This window comes from Streptomyces sp. E-08, from assembly GCF_049913095.1.
Taxonomy (GTDB): Bacteria; Actinomycetota; Actinomycetes; order Streptomycetales; family Streptomycetaceae; genus Streptomyces.
This window is the reverse complement of the sequence record NZ_CP183971.1, coordinates 4,918,513-4,935,719: the sequence shown is the minus strand read 5'-3', so window position 1 is coordinate 4,935,719 and position 17,207 is coordinate 4,918,513. Positions and strand designations below refer to the sequence as shown.

Below are 17,207 nucleotides of genomic sequence, written 5' to 3'. Positions count from 1 at the left end.
GCTGAAACGGTGGCATGCCGGGCGGGTCCGCGCCGCAGGCCGGGCGGTGACCGCTAGCGGACTGGCGACTTGCGGACACCGGGGTGTGGGGGGCCGCTCAGCTCGCGTAGCAGCGGCGGAGCCACCGCGCGTCGTCGCCGCTGCGGGCCGTGAACGCCTTGCGCCGGTGCAGGACCCGGTAGTTGTCGAAGGCCAGGAACTGTCCCGCCCGCAGCACCGGCTCCCAGGCGGGGCGCTCGGCGAGGGCGTCGGCCCAGGAGGCGAGGGCGGTCGTCGCCTCACGGCGGCGGGAGCTGGTGGTGCCGAGGTCGAAGCGCACGCGCAGGCCGGCCTCCGACTGGTCGAGGACGGGAGCGCCGCGCAGGGCGAGACGCTCGCCGCCGTCGGACACGTCGTTGGAGTCCGGGGCGCTGATCTCGTACGAGGCGGAGGCCAGCATCCGCCCGAGTTCCCGGTCCAGCGTGCGGGTCGCCGATTCGACGGACATCAGTTCGGTCGGGACCTCCTCCAGATTGCGCAGCGTGCAGAACGTCAGATAGCGCGGCACGTACGGCCTGGGGTCGAACCCCGCCTCCCCGAAGGGCAGATGGGGGTTGTCCGTGTGCCAGAAGAACTCGGCGTCGGAGCCCCAGGAACTGGTCTGCCCGGCGGCTGCGGGGTTGGGCACGACGTTGCGGATCAGCCGGCCCTCGTTCTCGTACGGGACGGCGAACGGGGTCAGGCCGAGCAGCTGGATCATGCCGAACTGGATGGCGTTCACCACCGCCAGCGGCGCCTCGTCGCAGAAGCCGCTCACCGGGGTCGGCGGGACCTTCGGCACCACGAGGTTGTCGATCAGCAGGGCGTGGCAGCCGGATCCGGTGAAGGAGGTGACGGCGTCCAGGACGTCCGCCGGCAGCCTGCCGCGCAGGGCGTGCGCGCCGACCCTGGCGAGGATCGCCGTCTCCCGGTCCGGGTCGAACGCGGCGTCCGCGAGGCGTTCGCCGATCTCCTTCGCCAGCACGTCCCGCGTGTGGTCGTCCACGGAGTGCTCGGACAGCTGCAGGGGTATGGTCACGTACTCCTCCATGATTGCGGGGACGGAGACACTTCAGGGACGCGTCCGCAGCCGCACGGTGCGGACCAGTTCCTCGAAGGTGCCGTCCAGGTCTTCGGCCTCGTCGACCTTGAAGATCAGGTGTCCGTGGCTCTGGAAGGTGCGCGGCGGGACGTCGAGGAACTCGCCGGGCTCGCGGTAGATCTGGATCTCGTCCACCCGGGGGTCCTCGACGGCCCGGTCCCGGCCCTCGACCTCGGTGAGGAAGCCGGGCTCGGCGGGGAAGATGTTCCAGAAGCCCACGTGTGTCGTGCGCTCGGCCGGCTCGATCCGCGGCGACCGGCCGCAGGCCAGGTCGAGGACCGCGCCGACCATGTCGACTCCCGTGCTGAGCTGCACGGAGCGGCAGATCGGGCCGCCGCCGAGCCGGGCCGCGGCCTCCAGGAGCACGGGCTCCTCGCCGCGCAGCCGGAACTCCACGTGGCTGCCACCGGTGTGGATGCCCAGCGCCTCGTGCACCCGGGCGGTGGCCTCCTCCAGCCGCTCCACCACGTGCGCGGGCAGGCGGGTGGGGGTGCAGGCGTAGACCTCCTCGAAGGTGGGGCCGGTGGGCAGCGGCTTGTCGTGGACCGCGATCACCCGGGTCGCACCGTCGACGATCAGCGACTCGACGCTGACCTCGGCGCCGGGCACGAACTCCTCCAGGAGCAGGGCTCCCTCGTAGAGCCGGACGGCCTCCTCGTACAGCGGGTCGTAGTCGAAGCCCTCCCATGCGCCGGTCCTGAGCGCCTCGAAGTGCTCCTCGAGGTCCCGCTCGTCGTCGATCCTGCGGACGTACATGCTTCCGTAGCCGATGAAGGGCTTGAGGATCAGCGGGTAGCCGATCCGGGCGGCCTTCTCCTTGGCCTCGTCCACGGTCCGCGCGAGGTCGAAGGCCGGCTGGGCGACGCCGCCCTCGGCGGCCGCCTGCCGCATGGCGAACTTGTCGCGGGCCAGATAGGCGGTGCGCTCGCTCACCGCGGGCAGGCCGAGCACGGCCGCCACCCGGGCCGCCATGGGCACCCCACTGTCGGTGAAGGTCACGACGGCGCGGATCGGCTCGTCCTCGTCGTGCACCAGCCGCTTGACGGCGGTCTCGGTCTCCGTCAGGTCGGAGGTGTCCGCGACGACCACCCGGTCGACGTATGCGGACTCCCAGGTGGGGTCCTTCATCATCAGCAGCAGCCGCTCGCCGTGCTGGGTGGCATAGCTCCTCGCCCGCTCCAGATGGCGGCGGCGGCTGAGGTTCTTCCTCTGCAGGATCAGGATGCTCACGCCGCCTCACTCCCCGTGCCCGCGAGGCGCGCGAACTGCTCGGCGGTGAGCTCCAGCCGGGCGGCGGCGGTGTTCTCCTCCAGGTGGACGGGGGAGGACGTGCCCGGGATCGGCAGGACGGCCGGCGAGCGGTGCAGCAGCCACGCCAGGGAGACCTGGGCGGGGGTGGCGCCGAGCTCGGCGGCGACCTCGGCCAGCGGGCCTTCGGCGGCGGCGTGCGCACCGCGGTCGATGGGCAGCCAGGGGATGAACGCCAGGCCCTCACGCTCGCAGTAGTCCAGCACGTCGTCGTCCTCGCGCCGGCTGAGGTTGTAGAGGTTCTGCACGCTGACGACCTCGACGTGGCGCCGGGCCTCCTCCAGCTGGGCGACCGAGACCTGGGACAGGCCGATGTGGCGGATCTTGCCCTCGTCCTGCAGCCGCTTGAGCGCGCCCAGCTGGTCGGCCAGGGGGACCAGCGGGTCGATGCGGTGCAGCTGGAACAGGTCGATGCGGTCGAGGCGCAGCCTGCGCAGGCTCAGCTCCGCCTGCTGACGCAGGTATTCGGGGCGGCCCAGGGGCTGCCACTCGGCCGCCGAGGGGCGGCTCTGGCCGGCCTTGGTCGCGATGACCACACCCTCGGGGTACGGGTGGATGGCCTCGGCCAGCAGTTCCTCGCTGACCCCGGGGCCGTAGGAGTCGGCGGTGTCGATGAAGGTGATGCCCAGCTCGACGGCCCGCCGGACCAGCTTGAGGGCGCCCGGCACGTCGGCGGGCGGGCCCCAGACCTGCGGGCCGGTGATCCGCATGGCGCCGAATCCGAGGCGGCCGACCGTGAGGTCGCCTCCGATGGTGAGGGTGGGGTGGGTCAACGTCTTCCCTTTCGTGTGCGCGCGCACGCCTGTGCCCGCGTTCGTCGACGCGTCCGTCGACACGTCCGTGTGGTCCGCGTTCACGTCGTGAGCAGGAGCTTGCCCGTGGAGCGACGGCTCTCCAGCCGGGCGTGCGCGTCCGCCGCCCGCTCCAGGGGGTGGACCGTGCCGCAGGAGACGGTCAGTTCTCCGGTGGCCACCCGGTCCAGTACTTCCGCGGCCCTGGTGCGCAGTTCGGCGGAGCCGACGATGAAGTGGTCGAGGTTGGGGCGGGTCACGCTCAGCGAGCCGCCCGCGTTGAGCCGCTCCAGGTCCAGCGGCGGCACCGCCCCGCCCGCCCTGCCGTGCATCACCAGCGTCCCCCGGGGCCGCAGTGCGCCCAGAGAGCCTTCGAAGGTGGGCCCGCCGACCCCGTCGTACACGGCCGCCACGCCCTCGCCGCCGGTCAGCCGGCGGACCTGGGCGGGCACGTCCTCGTAGCCGATGACCTCGTCCGCGCCCGCGTCCCGCGCCGCCCGCGCCTTCTCGACCGAGGAGGCGGTGCCGATCACGCGCCCGCCGAGCAGTTTCACCCACCGCACGAGCAGCTGCCCGAGTCCGCCGGCCGCCGCCTGCACCAGCACCGTCTCTCCGGGGCGTACCCGGTGGCTGTCGTGCACCAGGTAGTGCGCCGTCATGCCCTGCAGCAGCACCGTCGCCGCCGTCGTGGCGTCCACGTCGTCGGGCAGCGGTACCGCCCGCACGGCGGGGATCACGGCCAGTTCGGCGTACGCGCCGGGCAGGTTGACCCAGCCGACGCGGTCGCCGGGGCTCAGACCGTCCACGCCGGGCCCCGTCTCCACCACCCGGCCCGCGGCCTCCTGGCCGGGGATCAGCGGGTAGCGGGCCGGATAGCGGCCGGAGCGCAGCTGCACGTCGATGAAGTTGACGCCGGCCGCCTCCACCGCGACCAGTACCTCGCCCGGTCCTGGGCGGGGGTCGGCGACCGACACGTACCGCAGCACCTCCGGGCCTCCCGGCTCGGTCACCACGATGGCTCTCATCACACGTCCTTCCTGGAATCGCTCCTCGGCCCGGCACCGCGGGGCCGCGTCTCAGATGTGCAGTTCGGTGAACCAGTCGCGGTGCTCGCCGCTCTCCCCGCGCACCAGCCGGGTGTACGCGGCCTCGAGGCGTCCGGTGACCGGCCCCGGCGCGCCCGTACCGACCGGCAGGCCGTCGATCGAGGTGACCGGGAGGATCTCCCAGGCGGTGCCCATGAAGAACAGTTCGTCGGCCAGGTACAGCTCGCTGCGGTCCACCTCGCGCTCCTCGACGGGCACGCCCAGCTCACGCAGCAGGGTGAGGGCGGTGGAGCGGGTGATGCTGTCCAGTACGCCGCTGGTCAGCGAGGGGGTGATCACCACGCCGTCGCGGACCAGCGCGAGGCAGGCGGCCGCGCCTTCGGTGACCTTGTGGCGTTCGTTGAGCAGGATCGGCCAGTCGTGGCCGTTCTCCCGCGCCTCCATCAGCGCCAGCCGGCCGTTGTGGTAGTTGGAGAACGCCTTGACCCGGGGCGGGGTGGAGGCGTCGCTGATGCGCAGCCAGGAGCTGACCGCCGCGCGGCAGCCTTGGGTCCGCTTGAGTCCGCTGTCGAACGGCCAGGTGTCGACGACCAGTTCGCAGCGGGCACCGGCGGGCACCATCTGCTCCCGGATGATGCCTTCGGGGAAGGCCCAGGGGCGGATGTAGGCGTCGTCGCGGTAGCCGTTGGCCTGGATGGTGCGCACCACCGCGTCGACCATCTCGTCGGTGCTGTACGGGAGGTCGAGACGGCAGATGCGGGCGGAGGTCCTCAGTCGCTCCAGGTGCTCGCGCAGCCGGAAGAGCAGCAGGCGCTCGCCGTCCGCGGCCCGGTACGCCTTGATGCCTTCGAAGACGGCGGCGGCCGAGGCGTGGCCGACGGCGTTGACGTGGATCCGGGCCTCCTCCCAGGGCAGCAGTTCACCGCTGCGCCAGATCCATTCCGGGTGCCCGGCACCGGGGCTGGCGAGGGCGCCCGCCCCGCCGACGGGCGCCGCGGGGTGCTGGGCGAGGGTGTCGCTCATCGGGAGTGGCTTCCTTCCGTGTGCTGGTCGAAGTGGAACTCGTCGAGCGAGTCGAGTACGGCGGACGCCCCGTCCAGGGCGGCGCCTTCGGCGGCGGCCGACGGCACCACGACGCAGCGCAGACCGGCGGCGCGCGCGGCGCGCAGACCGACCGCGGAGTCCTCGAAGGCGTACGCCTCCCGTGGGGACAGGCCGGCCCGGCGCAGGGCGAGCAGGTACAGGTCCGGTGCGGGTTTGCGCCGCTCCACGAGGTCGCCGGTCACCAGCGAGGCGAAGCGCTCGCGGACGCCGAGCCTCAGCAGGTGCGGCTCCACCCAGTCGGCGGACGAGCTGGAGACGACGTGCGCGGCGACACCGCGCCGCTCGGCCTCGTCCAGCAGGGCCGTGACGCCCGGCCGCAGTCCCTTCGCCCGGCAGAGCTCGGCCTTCAGCCCGCGTCTGCGCTCCCGCTCCTCCGGGGGCACGGGGGTGCCCCGTTCGGCCGCCAGCCGGGCCAGCGCCAGCTCCTCCCCGTCGTGCCGGCCCGCCATCCGCCGCCACAGGCTGTCGGGGAAGTCGAGCCCGTGGGAGGTGAACAGCGCCGTCCAGGAGTCACGGGCGGCCTGTTCGGTGTCGCAGATCAGCCCGTCGAAGTCGAGGAGGATCGCTCGCAGGTCCATGTCACCGGGCCCTTTCCCCCGCGGCTGCCGGGGCGGCGGCCGGGGCCGGGTCCCGCACCGGACCCAGTACGCGTCGGATGTAGTCGCTGGTGAAGCGGCCCTTCGGGTCCAGCTGCGCCCGTACGCGCTGGAAGTCGTCCCAGCGCGGGTAGCGTCCGGCGAGGACCGCCGCGTCCGCGGTGTGCGCCTTGCCCCAGTGCGGCCGGCCGCCGTGCTCGCGCATGACGGCCTCGACCGTGCGCAGCAGCACCCGGTAGCGGGCGCTCCGGGGAACGGTGAGGTTCACATAGCCGGTGGGTCCGCCGTACGCGGGGCTGAGCGGGGCGTCGTCGCCGGCGCCGACGCGCACCAGCACCGAGTACGGGGAGTGGATGCCGCGGCCGCGCAGCGCGGGCCGCAGGGCGCGCAGGGCCTCGGGCACCCGTGCCAGCGGCAGCGCGTGCTCCAGGGCGTGGAACCGCACCGGCTGCGGGAAGGTGTGGACCCGGTGCCCGGTCCCGGTGTACGGACCAGTGTCGCCGCCCGGGAACCAGCCCGTCAGCCTCGGTACCGCCGCGGGAACGCCCGCTCCGGCGAGTCCCAGCGCCCCGGCCCACAGCTCGCCGGCCGTGGTCCGGTAGCGCCGCCGGTCCCCGCCGGAGGTGACGGGCTCGGTGGTGCGGTGGCAGGCCAGTGTGCCCGCCGTGTCGCCCCAGGGCTGCCAGGACAGGGTCACGTGGTCGGCGCTGCCGGCCCACTGCCCGAACCGCTCCAGGACGGCGTCCAGCGGTTCGCTCCCGGAGACCGCGCGCAGGTTGTACGCCGGGACGCAGCGCAGGGTGATCGTGGACAGCACGCCCAGGGCGCCGAGGGAGACGCGGGCGCAGTCCAGGAGCTCGGGATCCTCCCGGGTCAGCCGGCGCACCTCGCCCTCGGCGTCCACCAGGCGTACGGCCAGGACCTCGGCCGCCAGCGGCGGGTGGGCGAGCCCGGTGCCGTGGTTGCCGGTGGAGATCGCGCCGGCCACCGTCTGCTCGGCGAGGGTGCCGATGTTGGGCAGGGCCAGTCCCTCGCGGTGCAGGGCGGCGGCCAGCTCGCCGAGCCGGGTGCCGGCCCGGACGGTGACCGACGGGGTGTCGTGGTCGACGGCCACGACACCCCGGTAGCGGGTGAGGTCCACCAGCGCGTCGTCGGTGGTCACCAGTCCGTTGAAGGAGTGGCCGGTGCCGGCCGCCCGGAGGACCAGGTCCTCGCGGGCGGCCCGCGCCACGGCCTCGGCTATGCCGTCCTCCGTCTCCGGCCGGGTCAGCTGCAGCGGGCTGCACTCGGCCGCGTGGGACCAGGTGCGCCAGCGGTGTCGGGTGTTCATCTCACGGCGTCCTCGGGGGCGTCGGCGGGGAGGTCGGCAAGGAAGCGGTGCAGGGCGTCCCGCCAGTGCGGCAGGACCAGACCGAGCCCGGCCAGCCGCGCGGTGCTGAGGGTGGAGTCGACGGGCCGGCCGCCGATGAACCCGCACTCCGCCATGGGCAGCGGCAGCGGCTGCGGTCCGGTGCCGAGCACGGCGCGGATCTCCCTGCCCACCTCGTACCAGCTCGCGGTGCCGCTGTTGGCGATGTGCACGGTGCCGGTGACCGGCGTCTCGCGGGTCAGGAGGAAGACCAGCGCGTCGGCCAGGTCGGCGGTGTACGTCGGCAGGCTGAACTGGTCGTGGATCAGCCGGGGGGCCTCGCCACGGCGCAGCTGCCGCACCGCCGCGAGGACCACGTCCACCCCTTCGTCCGTACCTCCGAAGAGCCAGGAGGTCCGGATGCTGAGGTGTCCGGGGACGAGGGAGCAGATCCGCTCGCCCGCGACCTTGGTCAGTCCGTAGACGCTGAGCGGGTTGGGCAGATCCTCCTCCCGGTAGCCGCCTGCCGGGGCGCCGAGGCCGTCGAAGACGTAGTCGCTGGAGAGCGACAGCAGTCGGGCCCCGTGGCGCCGGCAGGCGGCGGCGATGTTCCGCAGGCCCTCGGTGTTGACCCGCATCGCCGTCTTCGGGGAGGTCTCGCAGGTGTCGACGACGGCCAGCGCGGCCGTGTGGATGACCACGTCCGGGCCGAACGCGTCGACGCAGGTGTCCAGCGCCTCCCGGTCCGCGATGTCGAAGTCGGCGAGGGACACACCGAGGAGCGGCCAGTCCCGGGTGGCCGGGCTCGCGGCGAGAGCTGCCGTCAGAGCCCGGCCGAGCATCCCGTCGGCACCGGTCAGGAGGATCCGCGTCGGCCGCATCACAGGTGTCCGAACTCGGCGAGCAGCTCCGCCAGCGTGGCACCCGAGTTGATCTTCTCGCGGATCGTCTTCTCCTTCCCGATCTGGAAGCGGGTGCCCTCCAGGACCTCTTCGGCGCTGTCCTTCGGCACGACGGCGATGCCGTTCTCGTCCGCGACGACGATGTCGCCCGGCTCGATCACCTGGCCGTCGATCACCACGGGGACGTTGAACTGCACGGGTTCGGTGCGGTCGTGCACCGCGCTGGGCGAGGGGCGCGGGACGGTGCTGCGGTACCAGACCGGGAAGTCCAGGTCGCGGATCTCGTCCACGTCCCGGATCGCGCCGTCGACGATGCCGCCGGCGATGCCCGCCTTCATCGACAGGGTCGACATCAGGCCGCCCCACATGGCGGTGCGCTTGGTCTCGTGGCAGGCGACGACGATGACGTCACCGGGCTTGGCGCGGCTGAGCAGCGGCATGCAGTCGACGAGGTCGTCGATGGACAGCGAGACGGTGAGCGCGGGGCCGGCGATCTTGTGGTGGGGCTTGACGGGCAGCAGGCCGCCGATGCCGCCCACCCGGGCGCGGGCGTCGGTGACGAGGCAGCTGGGGCTGTACTCCTCGGTCACCTCGCGGAAGGACTGGACGATGTCCTCCGCGGGGCGGGTGACGTCGTTGTAGACGGTCTTCACGGGATGTACTCCTCGGGATTCGGGTGTTCGGAGGGGTGTTGCCGGAGTGGGCCGCTCAGACGCGGCGGACGGTCCCACGGGAGGCGAGGTCCAGCGGGCCCGGGGTTCCGGTGCCCTCGGCCTCCGCGCGGATGGTCCGCGCGAGCTGCTCCGCGTGCAGGCCGTGGGCCTTGAGGGCCTCCTCGTCGGTGCCGCAGCGCGGAACCTCGGTGAGGCCGACGCCCCGGAAGGACGGCAGTGCGGCGGGCGCGATCTCCAGCAGGGTCCGGGCGATCCGGTCCGCCTGGCCGCCCTTGACGTAGTGGTCCTCCACCACGATCAGCTGGTCCGCGTCGGCCGCGAGGCCGGCCAGCCAGTCGGCGTCGACCCGGTTCAGCCACGGCAGTTCCACGACCGTGAGGTCGATGCCTTCGGTTTCGAGCAGCTGGGCGGCCCGCAGCAGCTGGCCCAGCACCACCGGCCCCGCGCCGACGGCGACCGTGCGTCCGCCGGCCCGGACGATCCGGCCGAAGCCGGTGCGCAGTTCCTCCGCACCGAGCGCGTCGACCTCCGCCGGTACGGCCACGCTGGCGATCCGCAGGTAGACGCTGTGCGGTGTGTCCAGGCAGTACCGCACGGCAGCCCGGGCGCCGGCGGCGTTCGCCGGCTGCAGCACGACCGTCCCCGGCATGGCGCCGATCGCGCTGACGTCGCGCACCGCCTGGTGCGAGTGGCCCGGCTGGGCCGGGAGCAGTCCGGCCAGCGCGCCGGCGTACACGACCTTCCGGCCCTCGGTCGCGTTGTTGTAGATCTGCTCGTTGGGCCGCGAGTGCAGGAAGCAGGAGAAGGAGTGCACGAACGGCAGCAGTCCGCCCGCGGCCATCCCGCCGGCCGCCGAGACCATGTCCTGCTCGGCGATCCCGAACTCGAAGAACCGGTCGGGGTGGCGCTCCGAGAACGGGATCAGGCCGGTGTCGAGCACCAGGTCCGCGTCCAGGGCCACGACGTCCGTCCGCTGCTCGGCCTGCGCCGCGAGCTCCTCGCCGTACGCCTGGAAGAGCCGCAGTGACGGCGGCGCCGGCGGGACGCGCGGCGCCTCACTCACGAGGCGCAGCGGGTCCAGGCCCGCGCGGCGCAGGATCTCGTCGGCGGCGGTGACCAGTTCGGCGTGGGCCGACCCGTGGTCCTCGTCGCTCGGGGCGCCGCTGTGGAACTGGTACATCCACTCGTCCGCCGGCATGGAGGTCGCGGCGAAGGTCTCGCAGCCGCCGCCCTTGACCGTGTCGGCGACGATCACGACCGGACGGTCCGGGAACGCCTCGGCCCGCTTGCGGAAGGCCGCCTCCAGGGCCTGCTGGTCGTGCCCGTCGACACGCAACGCGCCCCAGCCGAACGCCTCGAACTTCGCGATCAGGTCGCCCAGGTCGTTGACGTCGGAGACCCAGGTGTCCGACTGGATCTTGTTGTGGTCGACGATGACGGTCAGCTCGCCCATCGCGTGATGGGCGGTGCTGCCCAGGGCCTCCCAGTTCTGGCCCTCCTGCAGCTCCCCGTCGCCGGTCATGACGTACATCCGGCGCCGGCGGCCGAGCTGCCGGTCGGCCAGGATGAGGCCCTTGGCCTTGGAGATGCCCATCCCGAGCGAGCCGGTGTTGAACGGCATGAACGGGGTGTGCACGTCCGGGTGTCCGGGCAGTCCGTCCATCTTGCGCAGCCGGTGCACCAGGTCCTCGGGCAGCGCGCCGAAGCCGATCAGGGCCGAGTACAGGCCGGGGGCGTCGTGACCCTTGGAGGAGAAGTAGACGTCGCCGTCGTCCGTGCAGGGGTCGGTCATCTCGTTCAGCAGGAGGTGGCTGACCACGTCGGCGGCGCTGAAGCTCGAGCCGAGGTGGCCCGAGCCGGCGCGCATCACCATGTAGAGGGTGTTGATCCGGCACAGCGCGGAGAACGCGCGCGTGCGCTCGTAGGGGTCTTCGATGCCGGTGCGCACGCGGTCGAACTCCGCGAGCGGAACCCGGCTCAGGGGCAGGTTCATGTATGACTCCGTAGGAGGAGGGCCACCGGGACTTCGCGGCCGCGGATCACCAGCAGGTGTAGCCGCCGTCGACGAGCAGTTCCTGGCCAGTGACGTAGCTGCTCTGGGCCGAGACGAGGAAGAGCAGGGGACCGGAGAGGTCCTCGGGGTGCGCCATCCGGCCCATCGGTACGCGGTCGGTGAACTTCGCCCGGAACTGCGGGTCCTGGTCGCCCAGCACACCGCCGGGGGAAAGGGTGTTCACCCGTACCCCGCGCGGACCCCACAGGGCTGCGAGGTACCGGCTCAGCGCGCCGATTCCGGCCTTGGACATGCCGTACGCGGGCGGCTTGAGGAACGGCGGGTCGCCGGCCAGGTGGTCGTAGAGCGGCGGAAACGGTGCGACGTTTCCGTACAGCGAACCGATGTTGACGATGGCGCCGTGGCCCTGGGCCGCCATCACCGAGCCGAAGACCTGGCAGACGCGCAGCGCACCGAGGGCGTTGACGTCGAGGGTCATGGCCGACAGCTCTTCGGGGACGTCCTCGAAGAGGAAGTTGCCCACCCGGGAGGAGGGCGGCTGGTCGATGCCGGCGTTGTTGATCAGGATGGTGGGCGTGCCGAACCGCTCCTGGCACCACCGCAGGGACTGTTCCAGCGACGGCCGGTGGGTCACGTCCGCCCAGACGGCGGCGTAGTCCCCGCTGCCCTCCCGGTCCGCGACCTCCTGCACGTCCTTCGGCGGCGTCTCGTCGAGGTCCAGGCCGACCACGTGCGCCCCGGCGGCCAGCAGGGTCTGGCTCCACAGCCGGCCCAGCTTGCCCGCGGCGCCGGTGACGACGGCCACCTCACCGCGCAGGTCAGTGGACAACGACTCCCTCCGTCGCCATGGCCGGCGCCTCCTGTCCGGCCGTACCGGCCGCCGCGGGGACACCGGTGGGGATCTCGTCCAGCGGGCGGAAGTCGGCCGCGTCCGCCAGGTCCTGGATGCGGACGGTGTCGTCGGCGCGCAGCGGCATCAGCAGCGCGCGGCCCACGACGAGACCGGAGAGGTACGGCTTCATGCCGTCGCCCGGCGAGCGGTACGCGAGGTCGTCCTCCGTCAGCACGTGGCCGACGGGCAGGTCGCGGGCCGCGACGATCTTCTTGCCCATCTTGCGGACGGCCGGCGCCTCCGTGGAGCTGCACTGCTTGACCGGGGAGCCCAGCGCCTGACGCGTGCGCTCCAGGCCGGTGACGAGTTCGGCGAGCTGGACCGGGTCCAGGGAGAACTGGTGGTCGGTGCCGGGGAGGGTGCGGTCCATCGTGAAGTGCTTCTCGACGACCCGCGCGCCGACGGCGTGCGCCAGGTAGGCGGCCTCCGGGCCGAGGTCGTGGCCGGAGAAGCCGATCACGACGTCCGGGAACTCGCGGCGGAAGGTCTCGATGACGGCGAGGTTGAGGTCGCTCGGCGCGGCCGGGTAGACGGCCGTGCACTGCAGCAGGGCGAGCTGCGGGTTCAGCGGCAGGATGGTCTCCACCGCGCGGCGCACCTCGTCCATGGTGGCGCCGCCGGTGCTGACGATCAGCGGCTTGCCGGTCTTGGCGGCGTACTCGAGGAGCGGGGTGTTCGTCACGTCCGCGGACGCGATCTTGATGGCGGGGAGGTCCAGCTCGGCGACGAAGTCGACGCTCGGGCGGTCGAAGGCCGTGGAGAAGAAGTCGATGCCGACCTCGGCGGCCACCCCGGCGAGGTGGACGTACTCGGCGCGTCCGAACTCCAGGGCCTCGCGGTGCGTGCCGTAGGTGGGGCCGTAGCTGTTGCGGCCGGTGTACGGCTGGTCGTACATGGCCTTGGTGAACAGGGACTTGTTGTCCCGCTTCTGCAGCTTGGCCGCGTGGGCGCCGGCCGCGGCGGCCGCGCGGAACAGCTCTTCGGCCTTCTCCAGGCTGCCACCGTGGTTGTGGCCGATCTCGGCGATGACGTAGGAGCCGGTGTCGTCGGCGACACGGCGGCCGGCTATCTGGAATTCACGCATGGTTGAGCACCATCCCTTGACGGTCTACTGAGGGTGGATATTCCCTTACAAAAAGGGCACGGGTGAGTGACCCCGGCCCTCCGCCGCCGCAGGGCGTCGCGGAGGGCCGGGGCCGGGCGCGCGGGACGCCGAGGACGTCAGACCTTGCGGGCGCCGTCCCAGCCCGGATCGGTGGGCATGCTGTCCCAGCCCGGATCCCGGGGGATGACGGAGGCCTCCAGCGACACCGCCCCGGCGGGCGGGCCGCTCATGTCGACGACGAGCGCCGAACCGGCCGCCAGGATTGCACCGGCGAGCACGGAACCCGCCAGGGTGGTCATTGCTCTGGAACGCATTGCCTTCACGTCTCCCCCTTCGGCGACCCCGGGCTTTCGCCGGGGCGTTGACTCGACCTTGACAGCTGAGGCGGCGGCTGCGGGGCGCGCGGCGGTGTCCTCATTTGGCCTGGCAACAAGGAGATAGCCTCAAGGTGAGGCATAACGGGATCTTCCGACAGCCGACCGTGCCCCGCGCAGCGCGGACGCGGTCGCAACCGGCCTGGTGGGGGGCACCGTCGGCGGTGCGGACGGTGCTGCCGGGGCCGGCCGTCCGGCGGCGCACGAGCGTGAAGCCGACGGCCGCGAAGGGTGCTGCCGGGGCCGGCCGTCCGGCGGCGCACGAGCGTGAAGCCGACGGCCACGAACACCCCTACCCGCGTGACCGATTCGCAACCGAAATCCCCTCTCGGCCGAGACCCACTGCGTGTACACGTCATTACGCTCAGGATTCATGTCCCTCACACCCCCCGCACCTCCCGTCCACCCCGTGTACGTCATCGGCGGCGGACCCGGCGGGCTCGCCGTCGCCGCCGCCCTGCGCGCGCGGGGCGTCCGGGCCGTCGTCCTGGAGAAGTCCGACGCCGTCGGCGCCTCCTGGCGCGCGCACTACGACCGGCTGCGGCTGCACACCACCCGGCGCCTCTCCGCCCTCCCGGGCCTGAGGATGCCCCGCTCCTTCGGCCGCTGGGTCGCCCGCGCCGACGTCGTCCGGTACCTGGAGACGTACGCGGAGAAGCACGAGCTGGAGATCGTGACCGGCGTCGAGGTCCACCGCGTCGAGCGGGACGGCGCGGACTGGGTCCTGCACGCCACCGGCGGGCGCCGGCTCACCGGGCGCGCGGTGGTCGTGGCCACCGGCTACAACCACACCCCGCACCTGCCCGAGTGGCCGGGGCGGAGCGCGTACGAGGGTGCGTTCGTCCACGCGCGCGCGTACCGGAACCCCGGGCCGTACGAGGGCCAGGACGTGCTCGTCGTGGGCATCGGCAACACCGGCGCCGAGATAGCCGCCGACCTCGCCGGCGGCGGCGCGGCCCGGGTGCGGCTCGCGGTGCGGACCGTCCCGCACATCATGCGCCGCACGACCCTCGGCTGGCCCGCCCAGCGCTCCGGCATCCTGGTGCGGCGCCTGCCGGTGGCGCTCGTGGACCGGATGGGCGCGCTGCTCGCCCGGTTCGCCGCGCCGGACCTCGCCGCGCACGGGCTGCCCCGGCCGGACCAGGGCCTCGCCACCCGGCAGCGGGAGGGCGCGATCCCCGTGCAGGACGTCGGCCTCGTCGACGCGGTGCGCGCGGGGAGGGTCGAGATCGTCGCGGCCGTGGAGGGCTTCGAGGGCGGGGAGGTGATTCTCGCGGACGGCAGCCGGATCGCCCCGGACGCGGTGATCGCGGCGACCGGCTACCGGCGCGCCCTGGAGCCGCTGCTCGGGCACCTGGACGTGCTCGACGGGCGCGGACTGCCGGTGACGCACGGGGCGCGGAGCCCGCGCGAGGCGCCGGGGCTGTACTTCACGGGCTTCACGAACCCGATCAGCGGGATGTTCCGCGAGCTGGCGCTCGACGCGGAGCGGATCGCCCGCCGGATCGCGCGGAGCGCGCCGAAGCCCTCCCGTTGAAGCGGCCCGGGCCGACCGCCGGGGGGCCGTCGCACGACTCCTCGGCGCACACCCATTCCTGACTGAGCGTCAGTTCTGTAATCTGACTGATCGTCAGGTGTATACGGATGGGTGAAGGGCGGGCGACACACACATGCTTGGATCGACTCACGGCACCTTCACCACCGATCTCCGCGCCCGCGTGGTCGCCTGCGGGGAGACCCCGAGGGACGCCGTGCACGGCGTCACCGCCGTCGCCGGCGACCTGGACGTCAGCGGGCGGCCGCTGCACGCGCCCGTCCCCGACCTCGACCGGTTCTTCCGGCCCGAGTCCGTCGCGGTCGTCGGCGCCTCCGACACCGAGGGCCGGCCCAACACCGGCATCACCCGGCAGCTCCTCGCCTGGGCCGAGCGGGTCGGCGCCCGGCTCGTGCCCGTGCACCCGACCCGCACGAGCGTCTTCGGGATCGACTGCGTCCCGTCCGTCGGCGCACTCACCGAACCCGTCGACCTCGCCGTCCTCCTCGTCGCAGACCCGCTGCCCGTCATCGAGGAACTCGCCGAGACGAAGGTGAAGTTCGCCGTCGCCTTCGCCTCCGGCTTCGCCGAGACCGGAGAAGCCGGCGCCGCCGCACAGGAACGCCTCGCCGCCGCCGTCCGCCGCTCCGGGCTCCGCCTCCTCGGCCCCAACACCAACCTCAACGCCTTCGAGCGCTTCCGCGACGACCTCGAAGGCCCCGCCGTCGCCCTCATCACCCAGTCCGGCCACCAGGGACGGCCCGTCTTCACCCTCCAGGAGCTCGGCGTCCGCCTCTCCCACTGGGCGCCCACCGGCAACGAGGCCGACCTGGAGACCGCCGACTTCCTCTCGTACTTCGCCGGGCGGCCCGAGGTCGGGGCCATCGCCTGCTACGTCGAGGGGCTCAAGGACGGCCGGTCCTTCCTCCTCGCCGCCGACCGGGCCGCGCGCGAGGGCGTCCCGGTCGTGGCCGTGAAGGTCGGCCGCACCGAGACCGGCGCCCGGACCGCCGCCTCCCACACCGGCAAGCTCACCGGCGCCGACCGGGTCGTCGACGCGGCCATGCGGCAGTACGGGGTGATCCGGGTCGACGGCCTCGACCAGCTCCAGGACACCTCGGCCCTCCTCGCCCGCGCGCGCCGGCCGCAGGCCGACGGGGTCGTCGTCTACTCCATCTCGGGCGGTACGGGGGCCCACTTCGCCGACCTGGCCACGGCGGCGGGCCTCGAACTCCCCACGCTCCACCAGGCCAAACAGGACGAACTCCACCAGTGGATCCCGGAGTACCTGAACGTCGCCAACCCCGTCGACAACGGCGGACACCCGGTCGGCGACTGGCGCGGCCGGAAGATCATCGACGCGATCCTCGCCGACCCGTCGGTCGGGGTGCTGATCTGTCCCATCACCGGCCCCTTCCCGCCCATGAGCGACAAACTCGCCCAGGACCTGGTCGACGCGGCCGAGGCGACGGACAAGCTGGTGTGCGTCGTGTGGGGTTCACCGGTCGGAACGGAGGAGGCGTACCGCACGACCCTCCTCGGCTCCTCGCGCGTCGCCACCTTCCGTACCTTCGCCAACTGCATCGGGGCCGTGAAGGCCTACCTCGACCACCACCGCTTCACCGCCTCCTACCGCTCCCCCTTCGACGAGGCCCCCCGCACCCCCTCCCCGTCCCTCCGCAAGGCCCAGGCCCTCCTGCGGCCCGGCCGGCGGCTCAGCGAGCACGCGGCGAAGCAGCTGCTGCGGGCGTACGGGATACGGGTGCCGCGCGAGCAGCTCGTCACCAGCGCCGCGGCGGCCGTCCGGGCCGCCGGGCTCGTCGGCTACCCGGTCGTGATGAAGGCCTCGGGCGCCCAGCTCGCCCACAAGACGGAACTGGGCCTCGTGAAGGTCGGGCTGACCTCGGCCAGCCAGGTCCGCGACGCGTACCGCGAGCTCACCGACATCGCCCGCTTCGAGGAGATCGACCTCGACGGCATCCTCGTCTGCCAGATGGTCGGGCGCGGGGTCGAGATGGTGGTGGGCGTGACCCACGACGAACTCTTCGGGCCGACGGTCACGGTCGGCCTCGGCGGGGTCCTGGTGGAGGTCCTCGACGACACGGCCGTACGCGTCCCGCCCTTCGGGGAGCCCGAGGCCCGGTCGATGCTCGGCGAACTGCGCGGCCGGGCCCTGCTCGACGGCGTACGGGGCGCGCCGCCGGCCGACGTCGACGCGCTCGTCGAGGTCGTCCTCCGGGTCCAGCGGATGGCCCTCGAACTCGACGGCGACCTCGCCGAACTGGACATCAACCCGCTGATGGTGCTGCCGCGCGGGCAGGGGGCGGTGGCCCTGGACGCGCTGGCGGTCTGCCGATAGGAGAACCCGTGCCGGATGTGCTGCACACCGTCGAGAACGG

Annotated in this window: 15 protein-coding genes; 2 read left to right on the top strand and 13 right to left on the bottom strand. The window is 73.0% G+C overall.

The features are described from left to right. Positions 1-97 precede the first annotated feature (97 nt). The 13 genes from ACN9MM_RS22805 to ACN9MM_RS22745 form a co-directional block, all read right to left on the bottom strand. Positions 98-1,057, bottom strand: coding sequence for a TauD/TfdA family dioxygenase (locus tag ACN9MM_RS22805; RefSeq protein ID WP_426365398.1), 960 nt, complete (start codon positions 1,055-1,057; stop codon positions 98-100). A gap of 33 nt (positions 1,058-1,090) precedes the next feature. Then, positions 1,091-2,350: an ATP-grasp domain-containing protein gene (locus tag ACN9MM_RS22800; protein WP_426365396.1), complete on the bottom strand. Its 1,260-nt coding sequence runs from the start codon at positions 2,348-2,350 to the stop codon at positions 1,091-1,093. After that, on the bottom strand, positions 2,347-3,201 hold the full coding sequence (locus tag ACN9MM_RS22795) for an aldo/keto reductase (protein WP_426365394.1): 855 nt from the start codon (positions 3,199-3,201) through the stop codon (positions 2,347-2,349). The genes ACN9MM_RS22800 and ACN9MM_RS22795 overlap by 4 nt, the downstream gene beginning before the upstream one ends. Before the next feature lie 80 nt (positions 3,202-3,281). Then, entirely contained in the window at positions 3,282-4,244 is a 963-nt protein-coding gene (locus tag ACN9MM_RS22790) for a quinone oxidoreductase family protein (RefSeq protein WP_426365392.1), read from the bottom strand. A 51-nt stretch (positions 4,245-4,295) separates the two neighbouring features. Then, positions 4,296-5,288: a branched-chain amino acid transaminase gene (locus ACN9MM_RS22785; protein WP_426365391.1), complete on the bottom strand. Its 993-nt coding sequence runs from the start codon at positions 5,286-5,288 to the stop codon at positions 4,296-4,298. Beyond that, complete coding sequence (locus ACN9MM_RS22780; RefSeq protein WP_426365390.1) at positions 5,285-5,947, bottom strand: HAD family hydrolase; 663 nt, start codon at positions 5,945-5,947, stop codon at positions 5,285-5,287. The genes ACN9MM_RS22785 and ACN9MM_RS22780 overlap by 4 nt, the downstream gene beginning before the upstream one ends. A gap of 1 nt (position 5,948) precedes the next feature. Beyond that, positions 5,949-7,295, bottom strand: coding sequence for a D-arabinono-1,4-lactone oxidase (locus ACN9MM_RS22775; protein WP_426365389.1), 1,347 nt, complete (start codon positions 7,293-7,295; stop codon positions 5,949-5,951). Continuing rightward, positions 7,292-8,194 carry a dTDP-4-dehydrorhamnose reductase gene (gene rfbD, locus ACN9MM_RS22770; protein ID WP_426365388.1) on the bottom strand — a complete coding sequence of 301 codons (903 nt, stop codon included), beginning with the start codon at positions 8,192-8,194 and terminating at the stop codon, positions 7,292-7,294. The genes ACN9MM_RS22775 and rfbD overlap by 4 nt, the downstream gene beginning before the upstream one ends. Continuing rightward, a complete protein-coding gene (locus ACN9MM_RS22765; protein ID WP_382863544.1) occupies positions 8,194-8,868 on the bottom strand; it encodes an RraA family protein in 675 nt (224 codons plus the stop codon). Before ACN9MM_RS22765 ends, rfbD begins: the two co-directional genes overlap by 1 nt. Positions 8,869-8,923: 55 nt before the next feature. Further along, positions 8,924-10,882: a transketolase C-terminal domain-containing protein gene (locus tag ACN9MM_RS22760; RefSeq protein ID WP_426365387.1), complete on the bottom strand. Its 1,959-nt coding sequence runs from the start codon at positions 10,880-10,882 to the stop codon at positions 8,924-8,926. A gap of 46 nt (positions 10,883-10,928) precedes the next feature. After that, positions 10,929-11,732, bottom strand: coding sequence for an SDR family oxidoreductase (locus ACN9MM_RS22755; RefSeq protein ID WP_426365386.1), 804 nt, complete (start codon positions 11,730-11,732; stop codon positions 10,929-10,931). Then, complete coding sequence (locus ACN9MM_RS22750) at positions 11,722-12,879, bottom strand: N-acetylneuraminate synthase family protein (protein ID WP_426365385.1); 1,158 nt, start codon at positions 12,877-12,879, stop codon at positions 11,722-11,724. The genes ACN9MM_RS22755 and ACN9MM_RS22750 overlap by 11 nt, the downstream gene beginning before the upstream one ends. Before the next feature lie 137 nt (positions 12,880-13,016). Next, positions 13,017-13,214 (bottom strand): hypothetical protein, encoded by a 198-nt coding sequence (locus tag ACN9MM_RS22745; RefSeq protein WP_426365384.1) that lies wholly within the window; start codon positions 13,212-13,214, stop codon positions 13,017-13,019. Positions 13,215-13,647: 433 nt separating this feature from the next. Here ACN9MM_RS22745 and ACN9MM_RS22740 point away from each other — a divergent pair, with 433 nt between their 5' ends. Continuing rightward, positions 13,648-14,811, top strand: a complete 1,164-nt coding sequence (locus ACN9MM_RS22740; protein ID WP_426365383.1) for a flavin-containing monooxygenase — start codon at positions 13,648-13,650, stop codon at positions 14,809-14,811. Between the two features lie 133 nt (positions 14,812-14,944). Beyond that, on the top strand, positions 14,945-17,167 hold the full coding sequence (locus ACN9MM_RS22735; RefSeq protein WP_426365382.1) for an acetate--CoA ligase family protein: 2,223 nt from the start codon (positions 14,945-14,947) through the stop codon (positions 17,165-17,167). Positions 17,168-17,207: the final 40 nt, after the last annotated feature.

Coding starts and splice junctions, on each gene's coding strand:
- ACN9MM_RS22750 (WP_426365385.1), bottom strand. CDS start 12,879: ATGCGTGAATTCCAGATAGCCGGCCGCCGTGTCGCCGACGACACCGGC.
- ACN9MM_RS22745 (WP_426365384.1), bottom strand. CDS start 13,214: ATGCGTTCCAGAGCAATGACCACCCTGGCGGGTTCCGTGCTCGCCGGT.
- ACN9MM_RS22785 (WP_426365391.1), bottom strand. CDS start 5,288: ATGAGCGACACCCTCGCCCAGCACCCCGCGGCGCCCGTCGGCGGGGCG.
- ACN9MM_RS22760 (WP_426365387.1), bottom strand. CDS start 10,882: ATGAACCTGCCCCTGAGCCGGGTTCCGCTCGCGGAGTTCGACCGCGTG.
- ACN9MM_RS22735 (WP_426365382.1), top strand. CDS start 14,945: ATGCTTGGATCGACTCACGGCACCTTCACCACCGATCTCCGCGCCCGC.
- ACN9MM_RS22790 (WP_426365392.1), bottom strand. CDS start 4,244: ATGAGAGCCATCGTGGTGACCGAGCCGGGAGGCCCGGAGGTGCTGCGG.
- ACN9MM_RS22775 (WP_426365389.1), bottom strand. CDS start 7,295: ATGAACACCCGACACCGCTGGCGCACCTGGTCCCACGCGGCCGAGTGC.
- ACN9MM_RS22780 (WP_426365390.1), bottom strand. CDS start 5,947: ATGGACCTGCGAGCGATCCTCCTCGACTTCGACGGGCTGATCTGCGAC.
- ACN9MM_RS22740 (WP_426365383.1), top strand. CDS start 13,648: ATGTCCCTCACACCCCCCGCACCTCCCGTCCACCCCGTGTACGTCATC.
- rfbD (WP_426365388.1), bottom strand. CDS start 8,194: ATGCGGCCGACGCGGATCCTCCTGACCGGTGCCGACGGGATGCTCGGC.